This window comes from Streptomyces sp. NBC_00873 (assembly GCF_045207415.1).
GTDB lineage: Bacteria > Actinomycetota > Actinomycetes > Streptomycetales > Streptomycetaceae > Streptomyces.
The window spans coordinates 5901690-5915228 of the sequence record NZ_CP108803.1 but is presented as its reverse complement, the minus strand read 5'-3'; the positions used below and the strand labels follow the sequence as shown (position 1 = coordinate 5915228).

Here is a 13539-nt window from a genome sequence, read left to right as displayed (position 1 = left end):
GCTCACGCCGCTTCACCGGTCCTGTGGCCTGTGGCGAGGGCCATGACGGCCTCCTCCGTTGCGCCGGCGGGCAGTTCGCCCGCAAGCCGTCCCTCGTGCATCACGAGAATGCGGTCACTCATGCCGATCAGCTCCGGTAGTTCCGATGAGATCATCAAGACGGCCACGCCCGTGCGGGCGAGGTCACGCAGGAGGGTATGGACGGCCTGCTTGGCGCCGACGTCGATGCCGCGCGTCGGTTCGTCGACGATCAGCACCCGGGGTCCGATCGCGAGCCACTTGGCGAGCACCACCTTCTGCTGATTGCCTCCGGAAAGGAGGCGCACCTCCTGGTGCTCACCGCGGGAGACCACGGTCACGGACCGCAGGAGGTCCGCGATGTCCTTGTGGACGCGGGACGTTCCACCGCTCAGTGCGGCCCGGCGGACCATCAGGGTGTTGTCGCGGACCGACTGTCTCAGGGCGAGCCCTTCGCCCTTGCGGTCCTCCGTGACGAAGGCGATGCGCCGACGGACGGCGGCGCGGGGGCCGCGGATGCGCTGCGGGTGGCCGTCCAGCAGGAGCGTGCCGCGGGTGAGCGGCTCGACGCCCCAGATCGCGCGGGCGACGGCGGAGCGTCCCGATCCCTGGAGGCCGGCCAGGCCGACGATTTCGCCCGCGCGGATCCTGAAGTCCAGGCCGCGGACCCGGTCGTTGCCCGCGTCGCGCAGCGCGAGCCGTTCGTCGCCGAGGTCGGCCGGCACGGCGCGGGCCGGGTACAGCCCGTCGAGCGGGCGACCGACCATGTGCCGAACCAGCTGCTCGGGGGTGATGTCGGCGGCCGGCGCCGTCGTGACGAACGCGCCGTCCTTCAGCACGGTGATGCGCTGGCTGAGGTCGTACACCTCACGCATCCGGTGGGACACGTAGAGGATGGCGATGCCGCGTTCGCGCAGCCGGCGGATGAGGTCGTAGAGCAGTTCGACCTCGTGGTCGGCGAGTGCGGCCGTCGGCTCGTCCATGGCGATGACGCGGGCCTGTGTGGAGAGCGCCTTGAGGATCTCGACGACCTGCTGCCGCGCGACCGGCAGGTCGGCGATCCGGTCGTCCGGGCGGATGCCCTCCTCGCCGAGCCAGTCGAGCAGTTCGGCGGTGTCGGCGTTCATCTTCTTCCTGTCCACCTGACCGCGCCGCACCGGTTCACGGCCGAGGTAGACGTTCTCCGCGACGCTTCGGTGCGCGAGAAGGTTGAACTCCTGGTGGATGATCGCGATTCCGGCGCGCTGGGCGTCGCGCGGCGCCGTGAACGTGACCTGCGTGCCGTCCAGTTCGATGCTGCCGCCGTCGGGCCTGTGCACTCCGGCGAGCACCTTGAGCAGGGTGGACTTGCCGGCGCCGTTCTCCCCCATGAGGGCGTGGACCTCTCCGGCCCGCAGTTCGAGGTCGACGCCGCGCAGGACCGGTACGCCGAGGAAGCTCTTGGTGATGCTGGTCAGCCGGACAATGGGTTGTTCGTTCATGCGGCGATCTCCGTCCAGGCGCCGCTGCCCGCGGCGGATGTCAGCACGGCGTCGGTGATCCGTACGGCGCGGAGCCCGTCCGCGAAGGTGGGGAGACCGTCGGGCGCGTCGTCGCCGCGGACGGCCCGGTAGGTGTCGGCGACGAAGGCGTCGAAGCAGTCCTGGTATCCCTGCGCGTGGCCGGCGGGGAGGCGGGCGTAGCGGGCCGCCGCTGCGGACATCGCACCGGGGTCGCGTACGAGGATGTGGCTTCCGTCCCGTCGTCCGACCCAGAGCCGTTCGGGGTCCTCCTGGTCGAAGGCGAAGCTGGCCTCCGTACCGGAGATCTCCATCTGGAGGCGGTTCTTGCGTCCCGCCGCCACCTGGGAGACGACCAGCGTGCCCACGCGTCCGGCGGCTGTCCTGAACTGCACGGACGCCACGTCCTCGGTGGCCGGGCCCGATCCTTGGGCTGCTCGCTCATGGACGACGGAGGTCTGCGCGGACAGGCGGGCGATGCGGTCACCGGAGACGAACTCGAATAAATCGCACCAGTGAGATCCGATGTCGGCGAACGACCTGGACGGCCCGCCCATCGCCGAGTCGACCCGCCAGTCGTCGTCGGAGCGCCGGGACAGCCAGTCCTGGAGGTAGCTGCCGTTCACCGCGGAGACGATCCCGGCCTCCGCTGCGGCGAGGCGTTCGCGCAGTTCGCGGACCATCGGATGGAAGCGGTATACGAACGGCACCGTGGCCACACGGCCGGCGGCCGTGGCCGCGTCGTTCAGTGCGGCGGCCTGTGGGACCTCGGTGGCGAGCGGCTTCTCGCACACGACGTGGGCGCCTGCGGCGAGCGCCGCACGTGCCGCCTCGGCATGCAGGGCGTTGGGCGTACAGATGTGGACGACGTCCACCGAGGCGTGGGCGAGCAGGTCGTCGAGGTCCGCGTATCCGCGTTCGGCGCCGACGGCAAGGGCCGCGGCGTCCGCGTTTTCGGGCCTGCCGGCCATGGCAGCCACGACCCGGGCGCCGGCTCGCCTGGCGGCCTCGGCATGTACGCGTCCCATGAACCCGGCGCCGACGACCGCTACGCGCAGGGCCGGTGGCGCGGACAACTCGCTTACCCCGTATGTGAGGGGAGTCACTGTCATGCCCGGCAACGTAAGGGCAGCTATTGGCGACTGTCAATCAAAAGTACCGCCAGATTTTACAGAAGTGGATGAGGCGGTAACAGAACAGCCCGACCTTCCATCGGGTCTGGTTCAATTGCCTGATGCACCCAGACGTCCCGGCGGCGAACGCCGCACCCCTGAGTGAGCTGCTCCGACTGTTCCGCGACGGCCGGCCCCGAACCCGTGCCGAGCTCACGGCCGAAACCGGGATGGCCCGTTCCACGGTGCGCACCCGCCTGGACGCACTTCTGGACGCCGGGCTGGTCCACGACGCCGGCAGCGGCGCCTCCACCGGCGGACGCCCGGCGGGACGCTTCGTTTTCAACGCCCGCGCCCGCGTGGCCCTCGCCGCCGACGTGGGCGCCACCCACGCCACCCTGGCGGTCACCGACCTGACGGACACCACACTCGCCACCGGCAGGCTGACGCTGGACATCAGCGACGGCCCGGCCACGGTGCTACCGCAACTCGTCGACCTCTGGCGCGGGTTGCTGGCCGAGGCGGGGCTGGAGTCCCTCCCCCTGGCAGGGGTCGGCGTCGGTCTCCCCGGCCCTGTGGAGCACTCGACGGGCAGGCCGCAGAACCCACCGATCATGCCGGGCTGGGACGGATACGACGTACCCGGCCACCTCGCCGCCGACTTCGGCGTGCCTGTGCTCGTGGACAACGAGGTCAATCTCATGGCGCTGGGCGAGCACACCACGCGCTTCCCCGACACGGAGAACCTCATCCTGGTCAAGGTGGCCACCGGCATCGGGGCCGGCATCATCAGCAACGGCCGGCTTCATCGCGGGGCGGTCGGCGCGGCCGGCGACATGGGCCACATCCTCGCCCCCCGTGGCGGCGAGGTGCCCTGCCGCTGCGGCAACAAGGGCTGCCTGGAGGCCGTCGCCAGCGGGGCGGCCATCGCCGCGGCCCTGCGTGAACTAGGCCTGGAAGCTCACAGCAACGCCGACGTCGTCTCCCTGGTCCGCAAGGGCAACGTCGTTGCCTCGCAGGCGGTCCGTCAGGCCGGCCGAGACATCGGCGAGGTGCTGGCCGGCTGCGTCAGCATGCTCAATCCGTCCCTGATCGTGGTCGGCGGTTCCCTCGCCAAGGCCGGCGAGATGCTGCTCGCCGGAGTCCGTGAGGCCATCTACGGGCGGTCCCTGCCCATGGCCACCCAGCAACTGAGCATCGTCGCCTCCCGCGCCGGCGCCGCCGCCGGGATGCTCGGTGCCGCCGCCATGGTCGTCCAGCACGCCCTCTCCCCCGCCGTCCTCGACAGCGAACTGGCCCGGCCGGCAGGGATGGTGTCCGGCGGCAACTGAGTTCTGCGCTTCGGGCGGTGGTCGCCTGGTCCTCCGGCCGGGAGCCTCACGGCATGTGCTGACGACGCCCGCGACGGTGTCCCATTCCTCCGTCTCCGTCTCCGTCGGTGAACGTCAGTGGCCGCTGAACGCCTCGCGCAGGGCGGCGTCGAGCCCCGCCGCGGCCTCGTCGGCGTCGGCTCCGTCGCTCGTCAGCCAGGCGTGCACATGCGACTGCAGAACCTGCGTGAACGCACCGTAATAAGGGGTACGCGGGCGCTGCACCGCGTGCTGCAACGCCTGGCTCAACGTAAAGGTGTACGTGGTCCGCATCATGACCGGTTGGGCCCAGGAACCGCCCTCCCCGCCCGGGGACGCCGACGGTGACGAGCCGGCCGAGTGGAGGGCCTCGGCGACGCGGGGGTAGCAGGGCGGGGCGGTGCCGTCGTAGGCGGAGGCGCGGGTGGCGGCGAACCCTGCGTCGAGCAGGCAGCGTTCGCTCTCCGGGGAAGTCAGGAAGTCGATCAGCTTGCGGGCGCCCGCGGCCCGCGGCGAATCGGTGGTGACGGCGAGGTTCTGGCCGCCGAGAACCGATGCGCCCGGAAGCCGGTTCACGGAGTAGTCCTCCGGCGGCAGCAGGTTCTGCAGCGCCCCGAATACGTAGGGCCAGTGACGCACGAACGCGATGCGCCCCTGGGCGAAGTCGGCCAGGGACGTCGGTTCGTCGGAGGAGAACGCGTGGTCCAGTATCCGGTCCTTGCGGGCGCGTCGGCGCACCTCCTCAAGCCCCTTCTTCAGAGACTTCTCGCCCGCTGTGTAATGCCCCTTCTCATCCGCGAGATGGACGCCGACGGACTCGAACGCCTCGATGGTGTTGACGGTCAGCCCCTCGTACGCGTCGAGCTGGGTCGTCCAGCCCGCCTCGACCCCGCTTTCGCTCCGGCTGGCGCTGAGCGTGTCGATAGAGGCGCCGAGATCGGCCCACGTCCAGTTGGCGGTGGGCTGGCGGGCCAGGGTGATTCCGGCGGCGGTCAGCCGGTCGGGGCGGTAGTAGAGCAGACCGACATCGCTGTTGAAGGGGCGGGCGTAGGAGCGGCCCTTCCAGACGGAGGTCCGGCGGATCTCCGCGATGACGTCGGAGTCGACGACATCCTCGTCGGAGAGCGGGCGGATGAGTCCGGCCTCGGCGAACTCGGGGACCCAGGTGATGTCGAGGTTCACCACGTCGTAGCCGGCGCTGCCGGACTGGAGCGCGCCGAGCAGCTGGCTGCGCTGCTGATCGGCGCCGCCGGGCAGCTCGACGAGTTTCGCCTGCAGGGCCGGGTCATCGGCGTGATGCTCGTTCCATTCCTTGATCAGCTGCTGCCGCACCCCGCCGGACCCGGTCACGTCGAGCCCGCTGGCGACGACGATCGGGCCGGGATCTCCCTGCCCCTGGTCGTCCGGTCCGGGGGTCGGTCCGGAGCCGCCGGAACACGCTGCGGAGGCGAGGACGAGCAGGCAGCCGAGCGCCACGGCGGAACGCCTGCGCCGCGTACGGCCGGCCCGGAACTCCCGACGACTGCGGCGGCTCATTCGGCGTCCCCCGTACCGGTCTTGGCGACCTCGGCCTGCAGTTCCTTCGCCAGGTCGACTGACGGGTCGAGGCAGCGCCCACCGGTCGCGGCCGTGAGCTGCCGGTTGAGCTCACCCGACGTACAGCCGCCGCCCTGCAGGGAGACCACGACGACTCGTACCCGCGGTGCCTTCTTCGCCTCCTTGACCAGGGACGCCAGCGCGGCGCCCTTGATGGCCGCGGAATCCTCGTCGTCGGTGACGAGGACGAGCAGCCGCGGCGGGTCGAGCTCCGCCGGTCCCCCGCGCAGGTCGGCGAGCGCCTCCCGCAGCCCGGTCGCGACGCGTGCGTCGGTGTTCACCGGCTTCACCGCGTCGACCTTCCGCTGCGCGGCGGCCCGGTCGTTCCGCCCGAACGGCACCACGTCCGGACGGGACTTCCGGGATGCCGGGGCGAGCGACCGGACCCCGTACTCGTCCTTCGCGCCCAGGGAGTTCATCGACCGGCTCACCAGATCCTTGGCGCGCCCTGACCCGTCGAGGACCCGCTTGTCCGCCATCGAGGTCGACGTGTCCAGCAGATAGAGCACCCGGCCCGGCCCGAGAGCCTCCCGGTAGCGCCGAAGCGTGTCGGTCTGCACGGCCGACGTGACGCGCGGACCGGTCGGTGGCAGCGCGTCGGCGTGGACGGCGCGGGTGTTGGCGGAGACCTTGAGCAGCGAGTGCTCGTCGGGCGGGGCGGGCGTGCGGTCACTCGTGACGCCCCGGAACCCGTCCTCGGTGAACACGCGCTGGGCGGAAACGTCTTTGGTCAGCCACCTGTAGAAGTCCTCGACCGCCCGTTTGCGCACGGCGGCGTCGCGCTCGGCTCCCTTCCAGGTGACGTGCACGAACGGCAGATCCAGCATCGGTACGTCGGACGGGTACCACGCCGTCCGGGCGGACAGGGTGTCCTTCGCGCAGGACTGGCGGCCCTTGTCACCGGGCCGCAGGTTGAACTGGGCCATGGTCTGCTCCGGAATCAGCACGGCGGCCCGGTCCTCCAGGGTGTTCTCGGAGCTCGCGGCCAGCGCACACATCAGCTCCGACGCCGTACCGGGCATCGGCGTGAGCTGCCCCGCCATGCCTTGTTCGAGCTCGGACGGCTGGGCGGTGCCGGTGGGCGGATAGAGGGCTGTCGTGGCCAGGAGCGCCCCGTCCGTGATCTCCGGATCGGAACGCAGCACGGACGCGGCCGGCTCGGAGGAGCGCAGCTCGGAGACCAGCCCGCTGAGCGGGCTGCCGGTCTGCAGTGCGGGTGGCAGGGACAGCCCGTCGGGCACGGCGAGCACCATCGGCGTGAACGCGAGAGGCCCCAGCCGGTCGAAGGAGACCACGCTGCCCGCGCGGGCTGCCGTTCCGGTCCCGGACGCGGCGGCAGAGGTGTCCTGGGCCCGCCGCCACGTACTGTCGGCTGCCGGGATCCAGATGTCCGGCTGGGCACCGAGATCCCGCTGGGGCCGGAAGCACGCCCCCGAGGCGGGACACTCGCCGTCCGGCGACTGCCACGCCTTGGACCCCTGGAAGGCGGCTACGGCGTCCGTCTCCTTCGCCTCGTACACCGTGATCCCGATGCGCCTGCATGCGCGCGGATTCCGTTTCGTATAGGCGTTGGCCGCCTTCTGAACAGTGGCCCGCAGGTCGGGATCGGTGAGCACCCGCAGCTCCATCGACGGCGCACAGCCACCGCCCCCGCCGCCCGGCAGCAGGTTCCGGACGATCACGCCGGCGGTGCCGAGGAGGGCGAGAACCAGGAGCGGGACGAGGGACCGCCGGACTCCTCGGCGGCGCCACAGCCGGTTCCGGAACCGGGGTGGGAACGCATCGTGCGGCACGGCTCCCGGATCGTGCTCGGGGACGAAATCCGGCTTCGGCTCCCGCTCGTACCGGGAGTCAGCCCCCTCCCCCTCCCCCTCCCCCTGTCCGAGCGCGAGAACGACATCGTCACCCTGGTGGAATTCGACGGGAATCCAGTCCTGCCCGTCGTACGCCTTGAGGCCGGCCAACGCCTCGCGCACCCGCGTATCCAGCTGCGCAAGGAGGACGTCGCCACCGCGAAGCGGTCCCCCCTCGGCCGGCTCCTCCGTCAGTACGCGATGGATCTCCCTGGTGAACCGGGTTCCGCCCGCGCTGCGGGCGACGGGTATCTCCGCGCCCTCACGTATCGCCGCGAAGAGAGCGAATCTCTTCTCCGGATTCAGGTCGAGCTCTTTGAGCGCGTTGCCCGCGTAACAGCAGTCGAGGATGACGACAATGTGCTCCGCCTCGGATTCCCACAGCCAGTGCATCACATCCTTGTGCCAGGCAAGGGCGTTCGAGAAGGGGTGGCTCTTGTCCCGGGTCACCTTGGAACCGGCGACCATCAGATGGAAGTTCCTGCCGTACGTGTCCACCTGGCCGTGACCGACGAAATAGACGACCAGTAACCCCTCGGCCTCCTCGGCAGCCTTGCTGAGGGCCGCATCCACTGTGTGGCGCCCACGCGGGTCGAGGAGAACCCTCACCTCGTCGGGGTCGAACACGCCGGAGCCCTCGGCGGTGAGCGCCTCCTTCATCAGCTCAAGGTTGCGCGGCACACTCGGAAGACGCCCCAGGTGCTCATACCTGTCCACGCCGATCAGCAGGGCCCGGTGGGCCTTCCGGCGGTTCTCGCCACTACGCGCGTTGTAGGGCGGCACGGCGGCTATGCCCCCCTGTGATCGTCGCCGCCCTGTGCTGGGTCCTCGCCACCGAGCTCCGGCGGTTCCTCCGGGGCCGCATCGCGTGCGGAGTCGCGGCTCAGCGCGGAGTCCGGACCACCGGCCTGATCGATGAAGGCAATTCCTGGGTCCTCCTCGTCGTCGACGACGAGTCTGCGCCGGTTGCGCAGCCAGGTCAGCGCAGACTGCCACGCGCTCTCGACGGCGATGTCGACGCCCTTCACCGTCACCGCGAGGATGACCGCCTGGACCAACTCCCCCGCCTGGGTGTCCGCGGGCCGCCCGGGCTCCTCCGCCGACTCGACCTCGACCAGCCTGAGTTCCCCGGCGCGCCACGCCTCGGCGAGCGCGGGCGCGTTACGTAACCAGGTACTGAGCGCCTTCACGTCGTCCCGTTCGGCGTGCGTACCGCGCACCGTGAGCCGCAACTCAACGGCCCCCCGCGCCCCCGCCGCCCCGGCCACGTCCGCACTGTCCGCCATGCGCTGCCCCCATTGGCACCGTTGCCGCCCGCGCTTCGGAGCGGTTCGTGTAACTCGCCATTATTTCACGCACGTTGACACCAGGCACCCCTTTGAGGCCGCCCCGTCTCGGCCCGGCCGACGAGGAGTGGGCCCAGACCCCCGTGACCCGTCCGCCGCTTCACCTCACGCGGAACACCGGTCGCGCAGCCGATTCCCCAATGCCCCACCTTTGCAATATCATCACATTCCATCCATTGATCTCAGGGCCCCGCCTCCCCCACGCAGGTTCCAGCTCTGTGCGTGCGAGGAAGCCTTCATGTCGCCCTATCAGCCTTCCGCCGACTGGCAGTACGAGATCCCGACGACCGGCAGCAAGCGGCTTCCGCCCGCCGCCCGCTACGTCGAATCACTGACACACCAGGGCTACGGCTTCGAGGCGGCCATCGCCGACCTCGTCGACAACTCCATTGACGCGGGCGCCCACAACGTCGTCATCAGCTTCCTCCGGGACGAGGACCGCCTCGTCAGCCTGCTCGTCGTCGACGACGGATGCGGTATGAACGACGAGGCCCTGGACACCGCGATGACGGTCGGCGGCCGCGAGGGATACGCCGCGAGCGCGCTCGGCCACTTCGGAGCAGGCCTCAAGGCCGCTTCGCTGTCGCACGCCGATTCGCTCACCGTCATCAGCCGGACCAAGCGCAGCCCGTCCACCGGCCGCCGCTGGCTGACGGCGCGCGCCCAGGCCGACTTCACGTGCGATGTCGTCGACCCGCGCTACTGCCAGGACCTCGTCGACCGCTACGACGGGATCGTCGAGTGGCACGGCACGATCGTCCGCTGGGACCGTGTCCGGGCCTTCGACACCGTGACGACCGGTCAGGCCGACCGGTTCCTCAATGAAGCGATCGAGAAGCTGGAGACCCACCTCGGCCTCCATCTGCACCGCTTCCTGGCCCGTGAGGGCTTCAACGTCGACATCGTCGTCGAGGACGTGCGGACCAAGGAGGAGCTCGATCACCGAGGCGTCGAGCCACTCGACCCGTTCGGCTACCGGGTGCCGGGCCGGGCCGGCTACCCCCGTACGTACACCGCACCGATCGAGGGCGTCGGCGAGCTCGCCCTGACCGCGCACATCTGGCCGCCGAAGTCACCACTGGTCAGCTTCCGCGGCATCGGTCCGCTCGCCGAACGCCAGGGCTTCTACATCTACCGCAACGACCGGCTCGTCCAGGCGGGCGGCTGGAACAGCACCCGCAGCGCGGAGGGCCACCTCGCCCTCGCCCGGATCGCCGTCGACCTGCCGAACGAGCCGAACGACGTCTTCAGCCTCACGGTGAAGAAGGACGGCGTGACGGTCACGCCCGCCTTCGCCCGCGGTCTCGAACAGGCCACGGACGACGGGGGCCAGACGTTCGCCGCGTATCTCCATGAAGCGGAGACGACGTACCGGGAGGCAGCCCGTCGCGCCACCGAGCCGCAGCGCAAGGCCGTTCTCCCGGCCGGCAAGGGCCTGGACCCCCGGCTCAAGCGCACCCTTCGCGATGAGTTGCCCGAGCTGGAGGGCGAGGACCCGATCACCTTCCGCTGGGACGCGCTGCCGTCGGACGTGTTCTTCGAACTCGACCGCGAGGAACGGGAAGTGAAGCTGAACAAGGAGTACCGGCAGGTCTTCAACGGTGGCCGCCGCGGCGGCCTGAACGACGCGCCGGTGGTGAAGAGCATGCTCTACCTCATGGTCAACGAGATCTTCCAGAAGGAACGGGTCCGGGCCGTCCACACCGACAACGTCGCCCTGTGGAACAGCGTCCTGGTGACGGCCGCGCGCTGCGAACTCGCGCGCTGAGCAACCGAACCGTCCTCCCACCTCTCCTCTCGAGGAAGCCGTCCCCACCATGACCGACCACCTGTTCAACCTGCACGGCGACGTCCTGGCCGCAATGCGCCGCGGACCCAAGCACTTCACCAAGCTGGCCTTCGTACTCACCGAGGCCGACGAACCCGCCGACACGGAGCTGAGCCACTTCCGGGACCGCATCATCGCCGCGGGCCCCGGCGACGAGCTGACCGCGCTCTGGCACCGCACCCTGACCGGCTGGGACCTGGCGGAACAGGCCGACTGGTCCGCCGCCCCGCCCCGTACCGACGAGCGCCGCGCGGACACGTACACCCGCCTCGGATTCGGCGCCGACCTGCGCAAGGCGCTCGACCAGGCGGTCCCGGTCTTCAAGGAGCCGGGCCCGACGATCATCAGCAGGACCCCGACCTCCTGGTACTCCCGCGATGCCGCGGCCGCCCGCTCCTTCTACTGGAACTCGTACGAGCAACTGCTGCGTCGCAAGGGCTGGTCGGACGCGGCCGTGTCCAGCCTTGACGAGGCAAGCCACGCCGTGGTCGAGCGCCTCGCCGACCCCACGCGTACCGAGGCGTACGGCGCCCGCGGCCTGGTCGTCGGCTATGTCCAGTCGGGCAAGACCGCCAACTTCACGGGCGTCACGGCGAAGGCCATCGATGCCGGCTACCGCCTCGTCATCGTCCTCGGCGGCACCCTGAACCTCCTCCGGGGCCAGACCCAACGCCGCCTGGACATGGAACTGATCGGCCAGGAGAACATCCTGCGGGGCGCCGACCCGTCGGACCCCGACGCCCTGATCGACATCGACTACCAGGACGACGAGGACTGGCCGGCGAAGTTCGTCAGCCACGGCGGACGCCCCTCCACCCGAGGCGCTTTCGACATCGAACGCCTCACCACCCGGGACGACGACTACAAGAGTCTGGCGACCGGGATCCGGGCGCTCGAATTCGACAAGCAGGTCCGTACGCAGCCGCTGCACGCCCCGGACAACCTGCACCGCGCGGCCGCGCGCGTGATGGTGGTGAAGAAGAACAAGTCCGTGCTGGCCAAGCTCATCAAGGACCTGAAGAAGATCGGTCCGCTCCTCTCCGAGATCCCGGCGCTGATCATCGACGACGAGTCCGACCAGGCTTCGGTCAACACCACGGACCCGAAGAAGTGGGAGGAGGGCAAGGTCGCCCGTACGGCCATCAACAGCCAGATCTCCCAGCTGCTCGGCCTCCTCCCCCGCGCCCAGTACGTCGGCTACACGGCGACGCCCTTCGCCAACGTCTTCGTCGACCCGGGCGACGGGGAGGACATCTTCCCGCGCGACTTCCTGATCTCACTGCCCCGCCCGACCGGCTACATGGGCGTCCAGGACTTCCACGACCTGGACCGGACCGACGACTCCACCACCGGCACCGCCGAGGAATCCCACATCCGCGGCATCTACGAGGACACGGGCGACCGCCTCCAGGAAGCCCTGGACGCTTTCCTCCTCACCGGAGCCCTGAAGCTGTACCGCGCGGCCAACGGCGTGCCCGACGGTCCGTTCCGCCACCACACGATGCTCGTCCACGAGTCCGTACGCATGGCCGAGCACGCGTCCCTCGCCCTGCGGATCAGCTCCCTGTGGCACGAGGCGGCCTACACCAGCCAGGAGGGGCACGACCGCCTCTCGGCCTTGCTGGCCTCCGACTTCCAGCGCTTCGCCGACGACGGACTGCCCACCCCCATCTCGTACGAGGAGCTGAAGCCGCATGTCTTCCGGGCACGTCAGCTGATCAACTCCGGCGGCACACCGGTGATCGTCGTCAACGGCGACACCGAACGCGACTACGCCCAGCCCGACCTCGACTTCGACCGCACCCCGCACGTGTGGAAGATCCTGGTCGGCGGCACCAAGCTGTCCCGCGGCTTCACGGTCGAGGGCCTGACGGTGACGTACTACCGCCGCAAGACCCAGCAGGCCGACACCCTGATGCAGATGGGCCGCTGGTTCGGCTTCCGCCCCGGCTACCGCGACCTGGTCCGCCTCTACATCGGCCGCGAGGAGCCCATGGGCAAGTCGAAGACGGTCGACCTGTACGAGGCCTTCGAGGCCATCTGCCGCGACGAGGAGACGTTCCGCGCCCAACTCACCCGGTACGCCACCCTGGTGGACGGCAAGCCCCAGGTCACCCCGGCCCAGATCCCGCCCCTGGTGTCCCAGCACCTGTCCTGGATCAAGCCGTCCGCCCGCAACAAGATGTTCAACGCGGAGCTGGTGGAGATCCGGTCGCCGGGCGAGTGGGTGGAGCCGACGGCGTACCCGACGGACGCGGCGGATCTGCGGCACAACGCGGAGACCTGGCGCCCCGTTCTGGAATCACTGGACTCCTCCCCGGTCACGCTGACGTGCTCGTCCCTCGAACACGGTCGCAACGACAGCTACGAAGCTCTGCTCGGCACCGTCGATCACCGCACTCTGCTGAAGATCCTTTGCGATCTGCGGTGGTCCGCTCCCACACAGTTCTCGCCGCATCTGGAGTCCCTCTTCACGGCGGGTGAATCCGGCGTCGGCATCGACGACTGGCTGGTGATCGTCCCGCAGCAGACCTCGGCCCGCCGCACCGAGGCGAGGATCTTCGGCAGAGGCCCACTGTCCCTGGCACACCGCACCCGGCGTCGCGGCGACCTCTTCGGCGCGATCAGCGAGCCGAAGCACCGTGGGGCCGCTCTGCGGGTGGCCGGCGCGCTGAAGGATTCCGGAGACCGTCTCGTGGAATCGCTCGTACGCGAGCGGCGAGGCGTCCTGGTCCTGTATCCCGTGGTCGAGGACGCGCCTCGTCTCTCCTCCGACGGCGCGATCGACCCCCGGCACCTGGTCATGGCCTTCTCCCTGGTCGCTCCGAAGTCGTCGACCGGCCAGCAGAAGAGCCTGGTGCGCTTCCGGACCATCGATTCGGGGAGGAGCGATTCAGCGATCATTGATCGCGAGAGCGACAGGTCGTAGGAGACTTGG

8 protein-coding genes are annotated in these 13539 nt (G+C 70.0%); 3 read left to right on the top strand and 5 right to left on the bottom strand.

The window, feature by feature from the left end; translation table 11 throughout:
• Positions 1–2 precede the first annotated feature (2 nt).
• Together OH809_RS27315 and OH809_RS27310 are read right to left on the bottom strand one after the other, a co-directional pair.
• Positions 3–1499 carry a sugar ABC transporter ATP-binding protein gene (locus tag OH809_RS27315; protein ID WP_406419790.1) on the bottom strand — a complete coding sequence of 499 codons (1497 nt, stop codon included), beginning with the start codon at positions 1497–1499 and terminating at the stop codon, positions 3–5.
• The gene (locus tag OH809_RS27310; protein ID WP_406419792.1) at positions 1496–2629 is read right to left on the bottom strand and encodes a Gfo/Idh/MocA family protein; all 1134 of its coding nucleotides are present in this window, start codon (positions 2627–2629) and stop codon (positions 1496–1498) included. Before OH809_RS27310 ends, OH809_RS27315 begins: the two co-directional genes overlap by 4 nt.
• A gap of 122 nt (positions 2630–2751) precedes the next feature.
• Here OH809_RS27310 and OH809_RS27305 point away from each other — a divergent pair, with 122 nt between their 5' ends.
• The gene (locus tag OH809_RS27305) at positions 2752–3960 is read left to right on the top strand and encodes an ROK family protein (protein WP_406419794.1); all 1209 of its coding nucleotides are present in this window, start codon (positions 2752–2754) and stop codon (positions 3958–3960) included.
• 114 nt (positions 3961–4074) lie between these two features.
• On the opposite strand, the gene OH809_RS27300 is transcribed toward OH809_RS27305, so the two are convergent.
• The 3 genes from OH809_RS27300 to OH809_RS27290 are packed head-to-tail and all read right to left on the bottom strand — an operon-like array spanning position 4075 to position 8713.
• Positions 4075–5514 carry an extracellular solute-binding protein gene (locus OH809_RS27300; protein WP_406419796.1) on the bottom strand — a complete coding sequence of 480 codons (1440 nt, stop codon included), beginning with the start codon at positions 5512–5514 and terminating at the stop codon, positions 4075–4077.
• Positions 5511–8210 carry a substrate-binding domain-containing protein gene (locus OH809_RS27295; RefSeq protein WP_406515763.1) on the bottom strand — a complete coding sequence of 900 codons (2700 nt, stop codon included), beginning with the start codon at positions 8208–8210 and terminating at the stop codon, positions 5511–5513. The genes OH809_RS27300 and OH809_RS27295 overlap by 4 nt, the downstream gene beginning before the upstream one ends.
• Positions 8211–8215: 5 nt before the next feature.
• Complete coding sequence (locus OH809_RS27290) at positions 8216–8713, bottom strand: hypothetical protein (RefSeq protein WP_406515762.1); 498 nt, start codon at positions 8711–8713, stop codon at positions 8216–8218.
• Positions 8714–9011: 298 nt separating this feature from the next.
• On the opposite strand from OH809_RS27290, the gene OH809_RS27285 reads away from it, so the two are divergent.
• Both OH809_RS27285 and OH809_RS27280 read left to right on the top strand, forming a co-directional pair.
• Positions 9012–10541, top strand: coding sequence for an ATP-binding protein (locus OH809_RS27285; protein ID WP_406515761.1), 1530 nt, complete (start codon positions 9012–9014; stop codon positions 10539–10541).
• Between the two features lie 49 nt (positions 10542–10590).
• Positions 10591–13530: a Z1 domain-containing protein gene (locus tag OH809_RS27280; RefSeq protein WP_406515760.1), complete on the top strand. Its 2940-nt coding sequence runs from the start codon at positions 10591–10593 to the stop codon at positions 13528–13530.
• Positions 13531–13539 lie beyond the last annotated feature (9 nt).

Bases quoted from the DNA above. Each gene is read 5' to 3' on its own strand.
- OH809_RS27315 (WP_406419790.1), bottom strand. From the start codon at position 1,499: ATGAACGAACAACCCATTGTCCGGCTGACCAGCATCACCAAGAGCTTC.
- OH809_RS27310 (WP_406419792.1), bottom strand. From the start codon at position 2,629: ATGACAGTGACTCCCCTCACATACGGGGTAAGCGAGTTGTCCGCGCCA.
- OH809_RS27305 (WP_406419794.1), top strand. From the start codon at position 2,752: ATGCACCCAGACGTCCCGGCGGCGAACGCCGCACCCCTGAGTGAGCTG.
- OH809_RS27300 (WP_406419796.1), bottom strand. From the start codon at position 5,514: ATGAGCCGCCGCAGTCGTCGGGAGTTCCGGGCCGGCCGTACGCGGCGC.
- OH809_RS27290 (WP_406515762.1), bottom strand. From the start codon at position 8,713: ATGGCGGACAGTGCGGACGTGGCCGGGGCGGCGGGGGCGCGGGGGGCC.
- OH809_RS27285 (WP_406515761.1), top strand. From the start codon at position 9,012: ATGTCGCCCTATCAGCCTTCCGCCGACTGGCAGTACGAGATCCCGACG.
- OH809_RS27280 (WP_406515760.1), top strand. From the start codon at position 10,591: ATGACCGACCACCTGTTCAACCTGCACGGCGACGTCCTGGCCGCAATG.